Origin of the sequence: Azonexus sp. (assembly GCF_047638095.1) — a bacterium.
Classification (GTDB): Bacteria; Pseudomonadota; Gammaproteobacteria; order Burkholderiales; family Rhodocyclaceae; genus Azonexus.
Map to the genome: position 1 here is coordinate 17,277 of NZ_JBLJBW010000029.1, position 18,009 is coordinate 35,285.

Annotated in this window: 21 protein-coding genes; 15 read left to right on the forward strand and 6 right to left on the reverse strand. The window is 56.4% G+C overall.

Features of this window, described 5'->3' with window-relative positions; all coding sequences use genetic code 11:
- Nucleotides 1-33 precede the first annotated feature (33 nt).
- The 14 genes from ACM62Q_RS08825 to iscX all read left to right on the forward strand — a co-directional run bounded on the left by ACM62Q_RS08825 (nt 34) and on the right by iscX (nt 12,351).
- Nucleotides 34-1,989, forward strand: coding sequence for a SpoIIE family protein phosphatase (locus tag ACM62Q_RS08825; RefSeq protein ID WP_415035666.1), 1,956 nt, complete (start codon nt 34-36; stop codon nt 1,987-1,989).
- 233 nt (nt 1,990-2,222) lie between these two features.
- A complete protein-coding gene (locus ACM62Q_RS08830) occupies nt 2,223-2,375 on the forward strand; it encodes a DUF3149 domain-containing protein (protein ID WP_415035700.1) in 153 nt (50 codons plus the stop codon).
- A gap of 222 nt (nt 2,376-2,597) precedes the next feature.
- Nucleotides 2,598-3,869, forward strand: a complete 1,272-nt coding sequence (locus ACM62Q_RS08835; protein WP_415035668.1) for a condensation domain-containing protein — start codon at nt 2,598-2,600, stop codon at nt 3,867-3,869.
- Between the two features lie 45 nt (nt 3,870-3,914).
- Nucleotides 3,915-4,823: a cation diffusion facilitator family transporter gene (locus ACM62Q_RS08840; RefSeq protein ID WP_415035670.1), complete on the forward strand. Its 909-nt coding sequence runs from the start codon at nt 3,915-3,917 to the stop codon at nt 4,821-4,823.
- A 27-nt stretch (nt 4,824-4,850) separates the two neighbouring features.
- Nucleotides 4,851-5,630, forward strand: a complete 780-nt coding sequence (gene cysE, locus ACM62Q_RS08845; RefSeq protein WP_415035702.1) for a serine O-acetyltransferase — start codon at nt 4,851-4,853, stop codon at nt 5,628-5,630.
- A gap of 57 nt (nt 5,631-5,687) precedes the next feature.
- Nucleotides 5,688-6,185, forward strand: a complete 498-nt coding sequence (gene iscR, locus ACM62Q_RS08850) for a Fe-S cluster assembly transcriptional regulator IscR (protein WP_415035672.1) — start codon at nt 5,688-5,690, stop codon at nt 6,183-6,185.
- Between the two features lie 13 nt (nt 6,186-6,198).
- Nucleotides 6,199-7,374, forward strand: coding sequence for a cysteine desulfurase family protein (locus ACM62Q_RS08855; RefSeq protein WP_415035674.1), 1,176 nt, complete (start codon nt 6,199-6,201; stop codon nt 7,372-7,374).
- A gap of 28 nt (nt 7,375-7,402) precedes the next feature.
- Nucleotides 7,403-8,614: an IscS subfamily cysteine desulfurase gene (locus ACM62Q_RS08860; RefSeq protein ID WP_415035676.1), complete on the forward strand. Its 1,212-nt coding sequence runs from the start codon at nt 7,403-7,405 to the stop codon at nt 8,612-8,614.
- A gap of 54 nt (nt 8,615-8,668) precedes the next feature.
- Nucleotides 8,669-9,052: a Fe-S cluster assembly scaffold IscU gene (gene iscU, locus ACM62Q_RS08865; RefSeq protein WP_415035678.1), complete on the forward strand. Its 384-nt coding sequence runs from the start codon at nt 8,669-8,671 to the stop codon at nt 9,050-9,052.
- 1 nt (nt 9,053) lies between these two features.
- The gene (iscA, locus tag ACM62Q_RS08870) at nt 9,054-9,377 is read left to right on the forward strand and encodes an iron-sulfur cluster assembly protein IscA (RefSeq protein WP_415035680.1); all 324 of its coding nucleotides are present in this window, start codon (nt 9,054-9,056) and stop codon (nt 9,375-9,377) included.
- Nucleotides 9,378-9,386: 9 nt separating this feature from the next.
- The gene (gene hscB, locus ACM62Q_RS08875) at nt 9,387-9,914 is read left to right on the forward strand and encodes a Fe-S protein assembly co-chaperone HscB (protein ID WP_415035682.1); all 528 of its coding nucleotides are present in this window, start codon (nt 9,387-9,389) and stop codon (nt 9,912-9,914) included.
- Between the two features lie 15 nt (nt 9,915-9,929).
- Nucleotides 9,930-11,822 carry a Fe-S protein assembly chaperone HscA gene (gene hscA / locus ACM62Q_RS08880; protein WP_415035684.1) on the forward strand — a complete coding sequence of 631 codons (1,893 nt, stop codon included), beginning with the start codon at nt 9,930-9,932 and terminating at the stop codon, nt 11,820-11,822.
- On the forward strand, nt 11,819-12,154 hold the full coding sequence (gene fdx / locus ACM62Q_RS08885; protein WP_415035686.1) for an ISC system 2Fe-2S type ferredoxin: 336 nt from the start codon (nt 11,819-11,821) through the stop codon (nt 12,152-12,154). Before hscA ends, fdx begins: the two co-directional genes overlap by 4 nt.
- A gap of 2 nt (nt 12,155-12,156) precedes the next feature.
- Nucleotides 12,157-12,351, forward strand: coding sequence for a Fe-S cluster assembly protein IscX (iscX, locus tag ACM62Q_RS08890; RefSeq protein ID WP_415035688.1), 195 nt, complete (start codon nt 12,157-12,159; stop codon nt 12,349-12,351).
- Between the two features lie 64 nt (nt 12,352-12,415).
- Here the strand turns inward: iscX and ACM62Q_RS08895 are convergent, their stop codons facing one another.
- Genes ACM62Q_RS08895 through ACM62Q_RS08910 form a run of 4 tightly spaced genes read right to left on the reverse strand, consistent with a single transcriptional unit; the run spans nt 12,416 to nt 16,819 of the window.
- Nucleotides 12,416-13,846 (reverse strand): ATP-binding protein, encoded by a 1,431-nt coding sequence (locus tag ACM62Q_RS08895; RefSeq protein ID WP_415035690.1) that lies wholly within the window; start codon nt 13,844-13,846, stop codon nt 12,416-12,418.
- Nucleotides 13,833-14,531, reverse strand: coding sequence for a winged helix-turn-helix domain-containing protein (locus ACM62Q_RS08900; protein WP_415035692.1), 699 nt, complete (start codon nt 14,529-14,531; stop codon nt 13,833-13,835). Before ACM62Q_RS08900 ends, ACM62Q_RS08895 begins: the two co-directional genes overlap by 14 nt.
- 12 nt (nt 14,532-14,543) lie before the next feature.
- Nucleotides 14,544-14,768: a hypothetical protein gene (locus ACM62Q_RS08905; RefSeq protein WP_415035694.1), complete on the reverse strand. Its 225-nt coding sequence runs from the start codon at nt 14,766-14,768 to the stop codon at nt 14,544-14,546.
- Nucleotides 14,765-16,819 (reverse strand): putative bifunctional diguanylate cyclase/phosphodiesterase, encoded by a 2,055-nt coding sequence (locus ACM62Q_RS08910; protein WP_415035696.1) that lies wholly within the window; start codon nt 16,817-16,819, stop codon nt 14,765-14,767. Before ACM62Q_RS08910 ends, ACM62Q_RS08905 begins: the two co-directional genes overlap by 4 nt.
- Before the next feature lie 151 nt (nt 16,820-16,970).
- Here ACM62Q_RS08910 and ACM62Q_RS08915 point away from each other — a divergent pair, with 151 nt between their 5' ends.
- Entirely contained in the window at nt 16,971-17,489 is a 519-nt protein-coding gene (locus tag ACM62Q_RS08915) for a disulfide bond formation protein B (protein WP_415035698.1), read from the forward strand.
- A gap of 85 nt (nt 17,490-17,574) precedes the next feature.
- Here the strand turns inward: ACM62Q_RS08915 and rpmG are convergent, their stop codons facing one another.
- Nucleotides 17,575-17,745 carry a 50S ribosomal protein L33 gene (rpmG, locus tag ACM62Q_RS08920; RefSeq protein WP_028994601.1) on the reverse strand — a complete coding sequence of 57 codons (171 nt, stop codon included), beginning with the start codon at nt 17,743-17,745 and terminating at the stop codon, nt 17,575-17,577.
- Between the two features lie 17 nt (nt 17,746-17,762).
- The gene (rpmB, locus tag ACM62Q_RS08925) at nt 17,763-17,996 is read right to left on the reverse strand and encodes a 50S ribosomal protein L28 (RefSeq protein WP_415035704.1); all 234 of its coding nucleotides are present in this window, start codon (nt 17,994-17,996) and stop codon (nt 17,763-17,765) included.
- Between the last annotated feature and the right edge of the window lie 13 nt (nt 17,997-18,009).

Here is an 18,009-nt window from a genome sequence, read left to right on the forward strand (position 1 = left end):
CAGCGGATTACGATAGGTTCGTGAAAGAGGGCCATGCGCTTCATTAAAACAATCGGTGCTCGCCTGGTTTTGGCGGTGACTTTGAGTGTTTCGCTTATTTTTGTCGGTATGCTCGGCTTCAATCACCTGCGCTCGCGGGCCTTGATCGAAACAGAAGTCGCCCATGCGGCCCAATATCTGGCCTTGGCCTCGGCCAATCGCGTCGAAGCCACCTTGAGTACGACGGCGCGGATTGTTGAGATTACGGCGCGGCAACTGGAAACCGAGCAAATCAAAGATCCGCGTACCGATCGGGCGAGCGAGCAGAGCGTGCACCAGGTGCTGCAGCGCATCCTCAAAAACAATCCGGAAATTTACGGTTCGACCATTGCATTCGAGCCTGCTGCAGGAGTTGCCACCGGGCGCTTATACGCGCCGTATGTCTATCGTGATGGCAAGCAAATCAAAAGCCTTCAGCTGGAAGCGGCTTACGATTATCGGGTGCAGGATTGGTACCAGATTCCTCGGGAGCTGGAACGTTCTGGATGGAGTGAGCCTTACTTCGATGAAGGTGGCGGCAATACCCTGATGGCCACTTATTCCGTGCCGTTTTACGCGGGCAGCGGCGCGGCACGCCGCTTCTTGGGCGTGGTCACGGCGGACATTTCGCTCGACTGGCTGGCGCAGTCGATAGGTGCGATCAAGGTGCTCGATAGCGGCTATGCCTTTCTTTTGTCGCGCACCGGCTCGGTCGTCACCCACCCGGTGACGGATTACGTCATGCACGAATCCATTTTCAGTCTGGCAGAAGCCGCCAATGACCCGGCCTTGCGCGAGGTCGGCCAGAGCATGCTGCGGGGCGAAAGCGGTTTTGTTCCCTATCGCGGTCTTGCCGGTGCGCCAGCGCGTCTGTACTACGGCCCGATTCCTGCTGCGGGCTGGTCTTTGGCGATTGTTTTTCCTGAGAAGGAACTGTTTGCGGGTATCCGCGAGTTGACCTTGACCGTGGCAGCGATCGGTCTGCTCGGTATGTTGTTGATTGTGTTGGTGGTGGTGTTGATCGCCCGTTCGATTACACGGCCGCTGCACAGCCTTGCGATTGCCGCCGGACGCATGAGTAAAGGCGATTTTGACGTGCAACTACCGGCGCAGACAGCACATGACGAAGTCGGTGATTTGAGCCGGGCTTTTGCCACCATGAATCGGGATTTGCAGTTACACATCCGCGATCTGGTGGCGACCACTTCGGCCAAGGAGCGTATCGAAGGTGAGTTGGGCATTGCTCACGATATCCAGATGTCCATCCTGCCGAAAATGCTGCCCCCCTTCCCGCATCGGGAAGAATTCAATCTTTTTGCCGTGATCGAGCCGGCCAAGGAAGTCGGCGGGGATTTTTACGATTTCTTCCAGCTCGACGATGATCATCTTTGTCTGGTCGTCGCCGATGTCTCCGGCAAAGGTGTGCCGGCCTCCCTGTTCATGGCGGTAACGAAAACCTTGATCAAGGCAACCGCCAGAATGGACCTGAGCCCGGCAGAAATTTTGTCCAGGGTGAATGACCAAATGGCGCGTGACAATGATCAGAGCATGTTCGTCACGGTGTTTTGTGCGCTACTCGATTTGCGTGACGGGACGCTTGTTTATACGAATGCCGGGCACAATCCGCCGCTGCTGATTCCACGCCAAGGACAGCCGCACTATTTCCCCAAAACGAAGCAACTGGTCATCGGGGCCGTTGAGGATTACCCCTATCAGGCCGATACGACGCGCCTGACGCCGGGAGATCGTCTGCTGCTCTATACCGATGGTGTGACCGAGGCGATGAATCTGGCGGATGAATTGTATGCTGAGGCGCGTCTGCTGGCCGTCTGCAGCGAAATGCAGGAGGCGGCGGTTTTTGATTTGGTCAATGGCGCGCTCGCCAGTATCAAGGCGTTTGCTGGCAGTGCGCCACAGTCTGACGACATCACCGTGATGGCGATCGAATACCGTGGCCCGGCGACAGCATAATGTTTCGTGTGTTCGTGCGTTATTTTTACTGCCATTTGCGACCTTTGTCGTGTCATAAATGACAAACAAGGCTGGGTAAGGCAGGATTTTTTAGGCTGGGTAGGCCAAAAACCCTGATGTTTGTGTGGTTTGTTGCTCTGAGGCAATGCTCAGAAAATTCTGGCATGTTTGTTGCGCAAACCCTGCGTCCCGTTATGGGCACCGATCACAATATACATCGTGGGAGAAGTGTAATGGACGCTTGGAATCTGCTGCTGACATCTGACATCGGCTTGCTTAGCCTGTTTACCATCGGTTTCATTTTGGTCATGGGGGTTTATATCGGCCGCTATGCGTCAAAAAAAATAGACGAAGAAAAAGCTGCGCTGAAATCAGGGCAGCGCTGATTTTTTCAGCCAAACAAAACGCCGGCAATTTGCCGGCGTTTTGTTTTTGGGAAGGAGGAACAGCCTTTGGCTTGGCTTCGCTCTTGGCGGCTGTTAACAGTAGAACAAGCAAGTTTCACAGGCAGAATTCTGAGAGTGTTTTTTGTTGACTGCAGAAGGAAAAAAATGAAAAAATTGAATTGATACCGGGTGCTACACCGGGAGGACGAGGCGGCGCACAAGATGGAAAAACTCCCTATGACGGATGAGCAGGGATATATTTTTGATGTTAACGAAAGATCAGAAGGAACGCCTTATCACATCGCATTTGACATCAAATTTACACAAAGCTTTGCAGCGGACCGTTTGCGTTTTGCGGTAGAGAAATGTCTATTATCAGCGGATATTTCTGGGGTGGGTTGTTGCGTAGATGGAGATGGTAAATATATGGAGTTTTTGCCGCCGGTTTTGGAGAAAATCGAGGCGTATAATTTTCAATCGATTGAACTGTATCAAGAATATTGTGATGGCATTCCAGAAAACGAGGTTGACAATAGAAATCGGCTGTTTAATGTATTTATTTATTCTATTGGTAATTCGTTCAATAATCTCCATTTTTGTTTTAATCATGTCATATTTGACGGCATCTCTGCAATTGCCCTTTATGAGAAAATCCAGCAGGTTTTGCTTGATGAAAATGCAGAAATTCACTGGCACCCCTTCTCGTCACACTTAAAAAAACTTGCCGGTGCCAGTGTTGAAAAAAATAACGTCGATGACGGGCAGTTTTGGGATACCCGTTTTTCCGAATTGGCGACATGCGCGCCGTTATTCAAAGACGTTATCGATGTCGAAGAATCTGTGGCTTCCCATTTGAGCTTTCGCTTGAGTAAAGAGATCAAAGAAGGTCTTTTTAGTTGCTGTGATAAAAGCAAAGCTTCACCCTTTACTGTTATTCTTACATTTTTTGCTGAGCTGCTTTCAGAGAAGTGCGGCGGCAAGCGATTCTGTATTGAGGTTCCCTTTGGGAATAGGCTTGGCCACGAAGAGAAAGACAGCCTGGGAGCTTATGAAATTGTTGCGCCATTTACGTTTGATTTCAGTGAACACAAAGGGCTGGTCGAACGCATTCAATCGGTAAAAAAACAGTCCAGAGAATTTTGTCGGCATAAAGACTACGATTGGAATAGTAAAATATCCTCTGCATCATGCCTGATGAAATACGGTCGATATGTTCCGCAAATTTTATTATCGTATTTTTGTTTTAACAAAAACTGTTCCATGGGGTTTTCGACACTGCATCATTATGCGTCTAAAACATGCGGCTTTCCTATAAATCTGTATATATCGGATTATCTTGATTGCGAGAGTATTGATTTTTATTATGTTTTCTGGCGGCAGTGCATTACCCCAGAGGTGGTTTTTGAGATTCAAAATGAACTCGAAGAGAGATTGCGGAGTTTTTCAGAGGGCGGCAGCTTTTCGCTAGGCGATGTAAGTAATTGCAAGCATTAAAGAACTGAAACTCAAGTGGACACACAGAACTCACCGAAGGTGCTCATGAAAAAAGAGCAAGAACAAGCAGCTTTGCAGGCGCGTGCATTGTGGGTTAGCGTCATTATCGACCTCGTTACTTTCATACCTTACGCCGTAATCGCTATTTTTTCTGGTTCTTTGTTGTTGCTGTCGGATATTGCAGATTATTTCAAGAATTTTGCTTCTCATGCGGTGTCCTTGCGCATTCTCAGGAATATTCGTGAGGGCCAGCTGCATGATTTTGATTACGGCGCGGGAAAACTCGAGCGGGTAGGGAGCTTGTTTGGTGCCCTGTGTTATATCGGCACCTTGGTTGCGCTGGTGATTTATTCACTCATTCGGCTGCTGCACCCGGAGCCGCTCGATGCGGACTTTACCTTGGTCGGCATCGTCGTTCAGGTTTTGGTTTTCGTTGTCAATGCCGGCTTGTGGGTTTATTACAAGCGGATTGCGGATCGCGCGCCTTCACCTTTGATCGATATGGAGTGGCGGCACAAGCGTAACGACGCGCTGGGGGCCGTGGCTATTTTGATCGCGCTCGCCCTGACCCAGATTTTTCGGGGCGAACCCTGGGTGGCTTATCTCGATCCGGCGTGCGCGCTGGCTTATGCATTATTCGCCATTGGCTCCTATGTGCCGGTGCTGCTGGAAACCTTGCATGATCTGCTGGATCGTACGCTTGCCGAAGATGTGCAGATTGTCATCATGCGCCAACTGGCCGGGCATTTCGATGGTTATGAGGCTTTCCACGGTGTGCGCTCGCGCCGCGCCGGCAACCGCTTGTTCATTGAGATTGCCCTGGGTTTTGATCCTGCCAAAACGATAGGCGAAGCCGAGCTGACCATTGAATCCTTGCGTGCAGGTGTCGAAAAAGATATTGCCAATGCGGAAGTCAGCATCGTCATCAAGCCGCTCAAACTTGCCTCAGAATAGCTGACAAATTCAGTCGAGTATTCTACAATTCACCTCTTCTTTGTAGGGGATTGTTCCATGTTTGGCCATTTGCGCGAGGATATCCGGGCGGTGTTTGATCGCGATCCGGCGGCACGTTCCTTTTGGGAGGTGCTGACTTGTTATCCGGGCATTCATGCACTCATCCTGCACCGTTTGGCACACTGGCTGTGGCGTCACCGCCTGCGCTGGCTGGCGCGTTTTACCGCCCATGTGGCGCGCTTTTTGACGGGGATAGAAATTCATCCGGGGGCGACGATCGGCCGGCGCTTTTTCATCGATCATGGGATGGGCGTGGTGGTCGGCGAAACGGCGGTGATTGGCGACGATGTCACGCTGTACCACGGTGTGACTTTGGGCGGCACCTCCTGGTCGAAAGGTAAGCGCCACCCGACGCTGGAAAATGGCGTGGTCATTGGTGCCGGGGCCAAGGTCTTGGGGCCGATCACCATGGCGGCGGGAGCCAAGGTGGGATCGAATGCGGTGGTGACCAAATCGGTGCCGGCGGGGGCGACGGCGGTGGGCAACCCGGCGCGCATCATCGATGCGCAAAGCCGCGAGCGCGAAGCCCAGGCCGAGAAAATGGGTTTTTCCGCCTATGCCGTGGCGCGCGATCAGGATGATCCACTGGCCAAAGCCATTCATGGCTTGCTCGACCATGCGGGTGAGACCGACCGGCGGCTGAGTGAGTTGATTAAAAAACTGGCAGAAAAAGGCATTTGCTGCGAGGAAACCTTGCGGCCGCAGGATGATTTCGATGTGCAATACCTGAGTAAAATAGTTGACTAATAAGGGCTTCTGGTTAAAAGTTGACTTAAATACTCGGTTATTTGTCGGAGAAGATACATGCGTTTGACGACCAAAGGGCGCTTTGCCGTAACGGCCATGCTCGATCTTGCACTGCGCGGCGATAGCGGTCCGGTGGCGCTGGCGGGGGTGGCGGAGCGCCAGCACATTTCGCTTTCTTATCTTGAGCAGCTCTTTGGCAAGCTGCGCCGGCATCGCCTGGTCGATTCGGTACGTGGCCCCGGTGGCGGCTATTGCATCGCCCGGCCGCTGGCCATGGTCAGCGTGGCCGACATCATTCGTGCGGTGGATGAACATCTCGATGCGACCCAGTGCGGCGGCTTGGAGAATTGCCACGGCGAGCAGCGCTGCATGACGCACGATTTATGGGCGACACTCAATCAGAAAATGTTTGAGTACCTGGGTTCGGTGAGTCTGGCTGATCTCGTCAATCAGGAGAATTTGCGCTCGGGCGGGGCGAAAGTGCTGTTTGATCAACGCCCGCTGGGGCCGAGTCCGCGCCGCAGCGAGCGCGAAAAAATGCCGCTGGGAGTTTGAGTTTTATTATTTTATGGAATTTTTACCGGTTTATTTTGACCACAACGCGACGACGCCGCTCGATGCTGCGGTGCGCGCCGCGATGCTGCCCTGGCTAGGGCAGGGTTTTGGCAACGCCTCCAGCCGGCATGAATACGGCCGGCGGACGCGGGCAGCGATCGATCTGGCGCGCCAGCAGGTGGCTGCGGCGCTCAATGCGCAGCCAACGGAAATTGTGTTCACAAGCGGCGGTAGCGAAGCCAACAACCTTTTTCTGAAAGGCGTGGCGGCATGTCGCAAACCGGGTCATTTGGCGGTATCGGCGATCGAGCACCCCTGCATTTTACAGCCGGCGCGCCAGTTGCAGCGTTCCGGCTGGGGATTGCGCGAAATTGCGGTGGACGGGCAGGGTCGCATCGATCCAGAAGATTACGCGGCAACCCTGGCGCAAAAACCGGCGCTCTTGTCCGTGATGCTGGCCAATAACGAAACCGGCGTTTTGCAGGATGTGCCGACGCTGGCCGCTGCGGCGCGTGCAGCGGGGGCGATCATGCATAGCGACGCCGTGCAGGCCTTGGGCAAGTTGCCCCTGGATTTTCGCGCGCTCAATGCCGCCGGTGTGCAGGCGCTCACCGTGTCGGCGCACAAGATCAACGGCCCGCAAGGGGCGGCAGCTTTGGTGTTGGACAAACGTCTGGAGCTCGCGCCCCTGATTGCCGGTGGCGGGCATGAGCGCGGTTTGCGTTCCGGTACGGAAAATGTCGCCGCCATCGTCGGTTTTGGTGTGGCGGCGCAACTTGCCGCGCAGCGTGCGGCCCAAACTGCGGCTCAGACGACAAAATTGCGCGCATTGCTGGAAAGCGCTTTGGGGGAGCTGGGGGCGACGATTTTCTCCGCCGCGGCCCCGCGCTTGGCGAATACCACCTATTTTGCGCTACCCAATATCGACGGCGAAACCTTGGTCGGCAAGCTCGATCGGGCGGGTTTTGCGCTGGCCAGCGGTGCCGCCTGCTCCAGCGCCAACCCGGAAACATCGCATGTTTTGCAGGCAATGAAAATTTCGCCGGAACTTGCACGCGGTGCGGTGCGTCTGAGCTTGGGAGCCGGCAACAGCGCCGGCGAAGTACAGGGATTTATTGACGCCTTGCGGAAGACGGTCGGCGAACTGCAAGGATTGACGGCCATTAACGCGGGCCGCGACGAACGATAACCGGCTCAGGAACCTCACGAGAAGAACCATGAAATTGCCCATCTACCTTGATTACTCCGCAACTACCCCAGTCGATCCGCGCGTGGCGGAAAAAATGATCCCTTACTTGTGCGATTTGTTCGGCAACCCCGCATCGCGCTCGCACAGTTTTGGCTGGGTGGCGGACGAGGCCGTCGAAACTGCTCGTCGCCAGGTGGCCGAATTGGTCGGCGCGGACCCCAAGGAAATCGTGTGGACTTCCGGGGCGACGGAATCGAACAATCTCGCCATCAAGGGCGCGGCCAATTTCTACGCTGGCACCAAGGGCAAGCACATCATCACATTGAAAACCGAACACAAGGCGGTGCTCGACACTGTGCGCGAACTGGAGCGGCAAGGTTTCGAGGCGACCTATCTGGAGGTGCAGGAAAGCGGCTTGGTCGATCTGGAAGTCTTCAAAGCGGCGATTCGTCCGGATACCGTGCTGGCCTCGGTAATGTTTGTCAATAACGAGGTCGGCGTCATTCAGCCGATTGCCGAACTGGGCGATATCTGCCGCGAGAAAGGCGTGATTTTTCACGTCGATGCGGCGCAGGCAACGGGCAAGGTTGAGATCGATCTGGCCAAGCTGAAAGTCGATTTGATGAGCTTTTCCGCGCACAAAACCTATGGCCCGAAAGGCATCGGTGCGCTCTATGTCCGGCGTAAGCCGCGTATCCGCCTGGAAGCGCAGATGCACGGTGGCGGCCACGAACGGGGTTTTCGCTCCGGCACGCTGGCCACGCACCAGATCGTCGGCATGGGCGAAGCCTTTCGTCTGGCGCGTCAAGAAATGGCAAGCGAGAACCAGCGTATTACCGCCCTGCGCGACCGTTTCCTGAAAGGTTTGCTGGAAATTGAAGCAAGCTTCGTCAATGGCGATCTGACGGCGCGTATTCCACATAACTTGAACGTGAGTTTTGCCTACGTCGAAGGAGAGTCTTTGATGATGGCGGTGAAGGATCTGGCAGTGTCGTCCGGTTCGGCCTGCACTTCGGCCAGTCTGGAGCCCTCGTATGTGCTGCGCGCCTTGGGGCGTAACGATGAGTTGGCGCACAGCTCGATCCGCTTTTCCATCGGCCGTTTTACGACCGAAGCGGAAATCGACTACGCCGTGCAGCTCTTGCATGCGAAAATCCAGAAATTACGCGATCTTTCCCCGCTCTGGGAAATGTACAAAGAGGGTGTCGACCTGAGCACCGTTCAATGGGCCGCACACTGAAAACGGTGCAATAAAAATGGCAATTCGCCCCACCCCAACACTACGGAGAAAATTATGAGCTACAGCGTGAAAGTCATCGACCACTACGAAAACCCCCGTAACGTCGGCTCCTTCAACAAAGAAGACGATGGCGTCGGCACCGGCATGGTCGGCGCGCCGGCCTGCGGCGACGTGATGAAACTGCAGATCAAGGTGAATCCATCAGGCGTGATCGAAGATGCCAAATTCAAAACCTATGGCTGTGGCTCGGCGATTGCCTCGTCTTCTCTGGTGACTGAATGGGTCAAGGGCAAGACGGTGGACGAGGCCTTGTCGATCAAAAACACGGCGATTGCCGAAGAACTTGCCTTGCCGCCGGTAAAAATCCACTGCTCGATTCTTGCTGAAGACGCGATCAAGGCGGCGGTGGCCGATTACAAGAAGAAAAACGGAGCCTGACATGGCGGTGACCTTGACGGAAAAAGCCGCACTGCGGGTGGAAAAATTCCTTGAAAAACGCGGCAAGGGCGTCGGTTTGCGCTTGGGCGTGCGCACCAGCGGTTGCTCGGGCATGGCCTACAAACTCGAATTTGTCGATGAGATCAACGCCGACGACGTGGTGTTCGAGCAGGCCGGCGTCAAGGTGATCGTCGATGCCAAAAGCCTGCCCTATCTGGAAGGCATGGAACTGGATTACGCGCGCGAAGGTTTGAACGAAGGTTTCAAGTTCAATAACCCGAACGTCAAGGATCAATGCGGCTGCGGCGAATCGTTCAATGTTTGAGTTTTTGTCTTGGATCTAAACAGCGACTTTTTCACTCTGCTCGGCCTGCCACGGCGCTTTCGCCTGGCGGCGAGTGAGCTCGATGCGCGCTACCGTGATTTGCAGGCACGCGTCCATCCGGACCGTTTCGTCAACGCGCCGGAAGCAGAGCGACGGGTGGCGATGCAGTGGGCGAGTCAGGCGAATGCTGCCTATCAAACGCTGAAAAACCCTCTGGCGCGGGCGCGTTATTTGGTCGAGTTGGCCGGTGTCGATTTGCGTGCCGAAACCAATACCGCCATGCCTGCCGATTTTCTCATGCAGCAGATGGAATGGCGCGAGGCGGTGCAAGAAGCGCGCTGCGCCGGTAATCATCACGAACTGGAGCATTTGCACCATCGCTTGCGTGCCGACATTGCCGCGCGCTATGAGGAAATTGCGGCCTGGCTCGATGATGCGCAAGATCTATCGGCGGCGAGTGAAGCCGTGCGCCGGCAGATGTTCCTGGAAAAATTGCAGCTCGAAATCACTGACGCCCTGCTTGCGTTGGAAGAGTAAAAAGGTAAAGGAAACATGGCTCTATTTCAGATTGCCGAACCCGGCGAATCGGCTGCGCCGCACGAACACAAGCGGGCGATCGGCATCGATCTGGGTACCACCAACTCCTTGGTTGCCACGGTGAAGAGTGGCATGGCGGTATGCCTGAACGACGAGCATGGCCGCTCGCTGCTGCCTTCCGCCGTGCGCTATCACGCGGGCGGCAAGGTCGAGGTCGGCTACGAGGTGCGCAAAAAACAGGCGGAAGACCCGAAAAACACCATCGTTTCCGTCAAGCGCTTCATGGGGCGCGGCAAGGCCGACATCGTGCATGGCGAAACCCTGCCCTATGATTTTGTCGATGCTCCCGGCATGGTTCGCCTGAAAACGGTGGCCGGTGTGAAAAGCCCGGTAGAGGCCTCGGCGGAAATTCTGAAGGTTTTGCAGCAACGTGCCGAAGCCGCTTTAGGGGGTGAATTGGTCGGAGCGGTGATTACCGTGCCGGCGTATTTTGATGATGCGCAGCGTCAGGCCACCAAGGATGCGGCGCGTCTGGCCGGTTTGAACGTTTTGCGTCTGCTCAACGAACCGACGGCGGCGGCGATTGCTTACGGTCTGGATAACGGTGCGGAAGGCGTTTATGCGGTCTACGATCTGGGCGGCGGCACCTTTGATATTTCCATTTTGCGTTTGAGCAAAGGCGTTTTCGAAGTCCTTGCCACAGGCGGCGATACGGCCTTGGGCGGGGATGATTTCGATCACCGCATCTATTGCTGGGTGATCGAGCAAAGCCGGCCGCAGCCTTTGTCGGCAGAAGATTCCCGGCATTTGATGATGCGCTGCCGCGAAGCCAAGGAATTTCTTACGCACAACCCGGAGGCCCCCATTTCTCTGCGTCTGGCGACCGGCGAAATGATCGACCTGAAACTCGACATCCCCAGCTTTGCCGAGATCACCCGCAATTTGGTAAGCAAAACCCTGCAGCCGATCAAAAAAGCCTTGCGCGATGCCGGTTTGCAGGTTGATGAGGTGCAAGGTGTGGTCATGGTGGGCGGTGCAACGCGCATTCCGCAAGTGCAAAAAGCGGTGGGCGATTTTTTCCGCAAGGAGCCGCTGACCAATCTCGACCCCGACAAAGTGGTGGCGCTGGGCGCGGCGACCCAGGCCAACCTGCTGGCGGGCAATAAAACTGGCAAGGATGATTGGCTTTTGCTCGATGTGATCCCGCTTTCGCTGGGCCTGGAAATCATGGGCGGGCTGACGGAAAAGGTGATTGCCCGCAATTCCACCATACCCACGGCGCGCGCGCAGGAATTCACTACTTTCAAAGACGGCCAAGGGGCCATGGCGATTCACGTCGTGCAGGGCGAACGCGATTTGGTGGACGATTGTCGCTCGCTCGCCCGCTTCGAGCTGCGCGGCATTCCGCCCATGGTGGCCGGCGCGGCGCGCATCCGTGTGACCTTTCAGGTCGATGCTGACGGGCTTTTGTCGGTGACGGCGCGCGAGCAAACCACGGGTGTCGAAGCCAGCATCAGCGTCAAGCCTTCCTACGGTTTGTCGGATGATGAAATCGCCGGCATGTTGCGCGATTCCATGGCGCACGCCAAGGATGACGCCATGACCCGTGCGCTGCGTGAAGCCCAGGTGGAAGCCCGCCGCCTGTTCGAAGCTACGGAAGCCGCGCTCAGCGAAGATGCGCATCTGCTGACGGCGGCTGAAATCGCCAAAGTGCGCGCAGCCATGGATAAATTACAAACTGCACTGGGCGGGGACAGCCGGCGTCAGATTCATCTGGCAATGGATGATTTGGGCTATGAAACCCAGGAGTTTGCGCATCGGCGCATGGATCAAAACGTCAAACGTGCGCTGGCGGGGCGCAGTGTCGATGACTTGAGCGCCTTCACTTCGTCAGGAGAAACCGCATGACCCAGATTATCGTTTTGCCGCACGAAGAGCTCTGCCCGGAAGGTGCCGTCATTGAGGCTACGCCGGGGAAGTCGATTTGTCAGAATTTACTCGACAACCATATCGAACTCGATCACGCCTGCGAAATGTCTTGTGCCTGTACCACCTGCCACGTCATCGTGCGCGAAGGTTTCGAGACGCTCGATGAGGCGACGGAAACCGAAGAAGATTTGCTGGATCGCGCCTGGGGCCTGGAACCCAACTCCCGCCTGGGCTGCCAGGCCTTGGTCAAGGCCACGCCCTTGGTGGTGGAAATCCCGAAATACAGCATCAACATGGCGAAGGAGGGCTAAAGATGAAATGGACCGACATCAACGATATCGCCATTGAACTCGCCGATACCCACGGCGATAAAGATCCCTTGCGGGTGAATTTCGTCGATCTGCGCAACTGGGTGATGGCGCTGCCCGGCTTTGACGACGATCCGGAACGCTGTGGCGAAAAAATCCTCGAAGCGATCCAGCAGGCGTGGATCGATGAGTTGGATTGAGCTTGGATTGAGAATTGCCGGATTGAAAATTTCGTTTGAAATACCGAAAGGATCGAAAACCGGCTTACTGATGCGCCCGCCAGCACAAACTGATACGCGCGCCGCCCAGCGGGGCTGCCGCAGCGCTGGCGCTGCCGCCGTGTAATTCAAGTACGCGCCGGGCAATTGCCAGGCCCAAGCCGTAGCCGCCGGTGGCACGGTCGCGCGATCGATCGAGGCGGGAAAAGGCGGAAAAAACGTGCTCGCGCTCTTCTTCCGGGATGCCGATGCCGTCATCATCCACGTGGATGCAAATGTGTTCCTCCACTAGTTCGGCACTGACGCAGATGCTGTTTTGCGCATATTTGAAGGCATTGCGCAGCAAATTGCGCAGGGCGTAGGGCATGGCTTTTTTGTCCAGATCGACGTGCAGGTTTTCTGGTAACGCGTGGGTGTCGACACGAATTTCGAGCTGGCGGCCAAGCAGGCGAATGGCTTCGACTTCATCGCCCAGCCATTGCGCAAAACGCACGCTGGAAAAGTGCGCCTCGGGAATTTCGCGTTCGAAACGGGCGTAGGTGAGGCTGGTGTCGATCAGTTGGTCGAGCTCGTCGAGGTCGGCTTCCATCATCGCCCAGAGTCGCCGACGCTCTTCCAGTTCAGGCGTTTCCGGCAGCATTTCCAGGGCAAAACGCATGCGGGCGATGGGGGTGCGCAATTCGTGTGAAATGCCGCAAGACAATTCGCGGTGTGTGGCCAGAAGCTGCAGGACACGCTCGTTCATGCTGTGCAGGGTTTCGGCAAGGGGCTCGAGGAGTTGGGTGCGCACCTGCGGTGCCGGAGCTTCAAATTTGCCGTCACCCAAGAGGCGTGCTGTCTGGCGCAAGGCTTCGAGGTCGCGCCAGACGGGGCGCACCCAGAACCACAGGGCAATGGCAAAAATGATGCCGATCAGCCCCCAGGTCCATAGGCGCAAGCGTAAATCGAGCGGCAGGCCGTCTTGATTTTCCGGTTTGCGCGAGGCGGAAAGCGGCCCGATGACGAGCACCTTGCTACTGGTGCCCAGGCGGTAATACATGAAGTCGCGGTCGTGCGAAATGGCAATATCGCCGGCGTCCAGCTTGTCGATCTGGGCGCTGGTCAGGCGAATATCGAGCGAACGGCGCTCGACCATGCCCAGGCGATAGGCGAATTTGCTGTCGATCGATTTGATCTGCTCTTCCCATTGCCGGCGCGAGTGCCGGTGCAGTTCGTCTTCGATCAGGGTGATCGTGCCGCGCATGAAGCGGCGCGAGTAATCATCCGTCAGCCCTTGCTGCGCCGTGGTGATGATGAAATCGGCGGTAAAGGCAATGGCGATGAAGGAGCCCATCGCCAGAAAATAGAAGTTGAAGAACAGCTTGGACAAGCTGTACTGGCCGCCCCGCCAGCGCGGCAGGGCGACGCGAAAGAGCGAACGGGCGAGCCCCGGACGGGTGGCGGGGCTGTTGTCCTGCGCCGCTTCAGTCCCAGTCATGTTTGCTGAACAGATAGCCTTTGCCGCGCACCGTTTTGATGCGAGTGGGATTTTCCGGGTCGTCGTTCAGCTTTTTGCGCAGCCGTGAGATACGCGCATCGATGGAGCGATCCAGGCCGTCAAAGCCGATGCCGCGTAATTCCTGCAGGAGATCGTCGCGCGATAGTACGTTGCCGGCGTGCGAGGCGAGCAGCCAGAGCAAATCGAATTCAGCGGTGGTGAGATCGAGCGACTGGTGGTTGAGGCTGGCGGCGCGCGTGCTGCGGCCGATGCGGAAATTGCCAAAAACCATCTGGTCGTTGTCGGCATCGTGCTCACCAGGGCTGGGCAGGCGCCGTAACAGCGCTTTGATGCGGGCGAGCAGCACACGCGGCTGCACCGGCTTGGCGATGTAGTCGTCGGCCCCAAGTTCGAGGCCGAGGATCTGGTCAAAATCTTCATCGCGGGCGGTGAGCATCAAAATCACCCCGCGATAGTTTTGGCGTACCGCGCGGCAGACTTCGAAACCGTCTTTGCCCGGCAGCATGACATCGAGAATGACGAGGTCGGGCTGTTCGGCAAGAATACGGGTTTCTGCGGTATCGCCGCGCCCTTCGATGCTGACCTGCAGATCGTTGCGGCTGAGGTACTCGGCGGTCAGGCCGGCCAAGCGTTCGTCGTCTTCGACAAGGAGTATGCGCGTCATCATCGCGCCAGTTTAGCGGCCCATGCGCCGGCGGTCTAGCGGTGCGCTCGGGCGTTCCAGGCGCACGATGAGGTTCTCGCCGCTGGCCAGCGCAATGGCCAGGGATTCGCCCTGTGCATTCTGGCAGTGGTATACCTGCACGCCGCCGTCTGTCGTCGCCTGCAAAATGGTTTGCTGCTCGAGGTGGGCAGCCAGGCTGGCGTGGGCGACGTGCTCGTAGCGCAGTTTGTTTTTCATGCCGGGTTCGTGAGCTTATGGCCTTGCTTGAGCATCAGGCTGAATTCGGCGGAGGGTATGGGGCGGCTGAAGAAATAGCCTTGCATGTTGTCGCAGGCGAATTCGCGCAGTAAATCGAGCTGTTTCTGGCATTCCACGCCCTCTGCTACCACCTTGATGCCCAGTTTGTGCGCCATGGCGATGACGGCGTGCGCAATGGCGGCATCGTCTTGATCTTGATGAATGTCGCGCACGAAACTGCGGTCGATTTTCAGGGTGTCGATGGGAAAGCGCTTGAGGTAGGAAAGGCTGGAGTAGCCGGTGCCGAAATCGTCGAGGGCGATCATCGCCCCCAGTTGTTTCAACTCGCGCAGGGTGATGAGCGTGTTTTCCACGTCGTGCATCACCATGCTTTCGGTGAGCTCGAAGGTGAGGTGACTGCCGTCGATCTGGGTGCTTTCCAGAATGCTGCGGATGTTGCTGACCAGATCGTCTTGGCGGAATTGGCGGGCAGAAAGGTTGATAGCCACGCGCAGTGGCGGCAATTTTTCGTTTTGCCAGTGGGCCAGATCGCAGCAAACCTGGCGTAACAGCATTTGTCCCAGGGGAATGATGAGGCCGGTGTCTTCGGCCAGCGGAATGAATTCGCCGGGCTGAATCATGCCGATGCGCGGGTGATTCCAGCGCGCCAAGGCCTCGGCACCGACGATTTCGCCGCTTTCCAGCGACACCAGCGGCTGGTAGTACACCAGCAGTTCGTCGCGCTCCAGAGCGCGGCGCAGATTGCCCTCCATGTCCAGGCGGTCGATCGCCATGTGCGTCATTTCCGGCGTGTAGAAACGGTAATTGTTGCGCCCGTGTTCCTTGACGCGGTACATGGCAACGTCGGCATTACGCAGCAAGGCTTCGCCGTGCTCGCCATCGCGCGGGTAGAGCGCCGCGCCGACGGAGGCGGTGACGAAAATTTCCTTGCCTTCCATGATGAAGGGTTGATTGAGGGCGCGCAAAATTTTGCCGGCAACCAGTGACAAATCATCTGCCGATTGCAAACGGCTCACCACCACCACGAATTCATCGCCGCCCAGCCGCGCCACCGTATCGGTATCGCGCACGCTCTGATTCAGCCGGTGGGCGACTGATTTGAGCAGCTCATTGGCTGGCGAGTGGCCAAAACCGTCGTTGACCAGCTTGAATCGATCCAGATCAAGCAGGAGCACGCCCACCATCAGGTTATCTGCCCGCGCTTGGGCGAGTGCCTGGTTGATACGGTCGTTGAGCAGATTGCGGTTGGCCAGTCCGGTCAGGCTGTCGTGATTGGCGTGGAATTCGAGCTGCTGCTCGTAGCTGATGCGCTCGCTGACATCGTTGATGATGCTGACGAAATGGGTCGTCATTTCGCCGCTTTCGTCGCGCACCGGGGCGATATAGAGCTCGTTCCAAAACAGGGAACCATCCTTGCGGTAATTGCGCAAAATGGCGTGCGCTTCCTTGCGGCTGCGCAAGGCTTCGCGGATGGTGCCCAAGCCGCGCTGATTGAGATCGTCACGTACCAGGAAACGCCCGCTCTGGCCGATCACCTCTTCCGGGGTATAGCCGGTAATGCGCTCAAAGGCCGGATTGACATACACGATTGGGTGATCGAGCTGGGTGGAGGAGGTGATCATCACCCCGTTGTGGCTCGATTCGAGCGCCCGCGAGAGCTGGCGCATATTCGATTGCAAGCGCTCGTTGCTGGCCTTGTAGCGCAGCTCGCACAGGGTTTCGCTGATGTCTTGCGCGATGATGTCGAGCGTCAGACTTTCATCTTCGTTGAAGGGCGGCCCTTGGCTGATCACGCGCAATTCCCCCAGATGCCCGCTCGACGAGGGAAAAAGCAGCTGCAGGCTGGGGTTGCTGGAAATTTCTTGGCCGTAAGAGAAAAAAACCTCGCCACTGGCCGGCGGGTGAAGCTGGACGGCGGCGTAGGCAAAATTTCCCTGTTCAATCAAAAGTTTGCATTGTTGCTGCAAAAAAACCGCTTCGTCCTCGGCGTGCTGGCGCAGCACGCTGCAGCTTGCCAAAAGCCTGAGCATGCAGGCAGAGTTGCGGGTGGATGAGGTTGGATTCAAGGGCTTGTCTCGCTAACAGCAGATGGGGCTTGTCGTTTTTTTTTGACATTCTGCCGCTGTTGTTGTGTTTTGTGCAAATGTTTGCGTTTTTGTGTTTGTTTTCAGGAGAGCTGTTATGACCTGCGTCTTGACGCGGCTGTTTTCGGCATACCCGGCCAGAGCCTGGTTTGCAGCACTGGCGGTGGGCGTGCTGGGTGTGTCCGCCGCCGGTATGGTGTTGCAGCAGATGTTGTCGCTGTCGCCCTGCCCTTACTGCATTTTTCAACGTTTGTTGTATTTGTTGATTGGCGTTTTGGCCTTGTTTGGTTTTGCCTTGCCTTTGCTGCGCCTTCTTTGGTGCGCGGCGATTGCGGCTTTGGCGGTGGCCGGAATGGGTATCGCCCTCTATCAAAGCTGGATGCAGTGGTTTCCGGATACGGTATCGGGTTGCGGCATGAGTGAGCCGGATGCGGTGGAGCGCTTGGTCGATGGCTTGGGGATGGCCTGGCCGCAGCTTTTTTTGGCAACAGGTTTTTGTGCCAGCCGCGAATGGGAGTTTTGGGGGCTGTCGATGGCGAATTGGTCGGTACTGTTTTTTGCCGGCGTCGCCTTGTACGCGCTCTTGCTTGCCCGTCATGCCGGGCGCGCTGCGTGAGTGTTGCATGCAACATCGATGATCGACTGCGCCGACAACAAAAAACCCGCTGCAAGGAGCGGGTTTTTTTAATGGAGTGCGCTGCTTATTTCAGCTTCACTTCCTTGTAAGCCACGTGCTTGCGGGCTTTCGGGTCGTACTTCATGAACTCCAGCTTTTCCGGCGTCGTACGCTTGTTTTTGGAGGTGGTATAGAAGTGACCGGTGCCAGCCGTGGATTCCAGCTTGATTTTTTCGCGACCGCCTTTGCTCGCCATGATTCAGTTCCTTTTGATTAGATTTCGCCGCGGGCACGCAGATCGGTGAGGACGGCGTCGATGCCGTTCTTGTCGATCAGGCGCAGGCCGGCGTTGGAAACGCGCAGGCTGACGAAGCGGTTTTCGCTTTCAACCCAAAAACGACGGTTCTGCAGATTCGGCAGGAAGCGGCGCTTGGTTTTGTTATTGGCATGGGAAACCTTGTTCCCAACCATCGGGCCTTTGCCCGTGACTTGGCAGACTCGCGCCATGATGGTGCTCCAG

What these genes read in the sequence shown, in the direction of transcription:
- ACM62Q_RS08825 (WP_415035666.1), top strand. Translation starts at nt 34, where the DNA reads ATGCGCTTCATTAAAACAATCGGTGCTCGCCTGGTTTTGGCGGTGACT.
- ACM62Q_RS08830 (WP_415035700.1), top strand. Translation starts at nt 2,223, where the DNA reads ATGGACGCTTGGAATCTGCTGCTGACATCTGACATCGGCTTGCTTAGC.
- ACM62Q_RS08835 (WP_415035668.1), top strand. Translation starts at nt 2,598, where the DNA reads ATGGAAAAACTCCCTATGACGGATGAGCAGGGATATATTTTTGATGTT.
- ACM62Q_RS08840 (WP_415035670.1), top strand. Translation starts at nt 3,915, where the DNA reads ATGAAAAAAGAGCAAGAACAAGCAGCTTTGCAGGCGCGTGCATTGTGG.
- iscR (WP_415035672.1), top strand. Translation starts at nt 5,688, where the DNA reads ATGCGTTTGACGACCAAAGGGCGCTTTGCCGTAACGGCCATGCTCGAT.
- ACM62Q_RS08855 (WP_415035674.1), top strand. Translation starts at nt 6,199, where the DNA reads ATGGAATTTTTACCGGTTTATTTTGACCACAACGCGACGACGCCGCTC.
- ACM62Q_RS08860 (WP_415035676.1), top strand. Translation starts at nt 7,403, where the DNA reads ATGAAATTGCCCATCTACCTTGATTACTCCGCAACTACCCCAGTCGAT.
- iscU (WP_415035678.1), top strand. Translation starts at nt 8,669, where the DNA reads ATGAGCTACAGCGTGAAAGTCATCGACCACTACGAAAACCCCCGTAAC.
- iscA (WP_415035680.1), top strand. Translation starts at nt 9,054, where the DNA reads ATGGCGGTGACCTTGACGGAAAAAGCCGCACTGCGGGTGGAAAAATTC.
- hscA (WP_415035684.1), top strand. Translation starts at nt 9,930, where the DNA reads ATGGCTCTATTTCAGATTGCCGAACCCGGCGAATCGGCTGCGCCGCAC.
- fdx (WP_415035686.1), top strand. Translation starts at nt 11,819, where the DNA reads ATGACCCAGATTATCGTTTTGCCGCACGAAGAGCTCTGCCCGGAAGGT.
- iscX (WP_415035688.1), top strand. Translation starts at nt 12,157, where the DNA reads ATGAAATGGACCGACATCAACGATATCGCCATTGAACTCGCCGATACC.
- ACM62Q_RS08895 (WP_415035690.1), bottom strand. Translation starts at nt 13,846, where the DNA reads ATGACTGGGACTGAAGCGGCGCAGGACAACAGCCCCGCCACCCGTCCG.
- ACM62Q_RS08900 (WP_415035692.1), bottom strand. Translation starts at nt 14,531, where the DNA reads ATGACGCGCATACTCCTTGTCGAAGACGACGAACGCTTGGCCGGCCTG.
- ACM62Q_RS08905 (WP_415035694.1), bottom strand. Translation starts at nt 14,768, where the DNA reads ATGAAAAACAAACTGCGCTACGAGCACGTCGCCCACGCCAGCCTGGCT.
- ACM62Q_RS08910 (WP_415035696.1), bottom strand. Translation starts at nt 16,819, where the DNA reads ATGCTCAGGCTTTTGGCAAGCTGCAGCGTGCTGCGCCAGCACGCCGAG.
- ACM62Q_RS08915 (WP_415035698.1), top strand. Translation starts at nt 16,971, where the DNA reads ATGACCTGCGTCTTGACGCGGCTGTTTTCGGCATACCCGGCCAGAGCC.
- rpmG (WP_028994601.1), bottom strand. Translation starts at nt 17,745, where the DNA reads ATGGCGAGCAAAGGCGGTCGCGAAAAAATCAAGCTGGAATCCACGGCT.
- rpmB (WP_415035704.1), bottom strand. Translation starts at nt 17,996, where the DNA reads ATGGCGCGAGTCTGCCAAGTCACGGGCAAAGGCCCGATGGTTGGGAAC.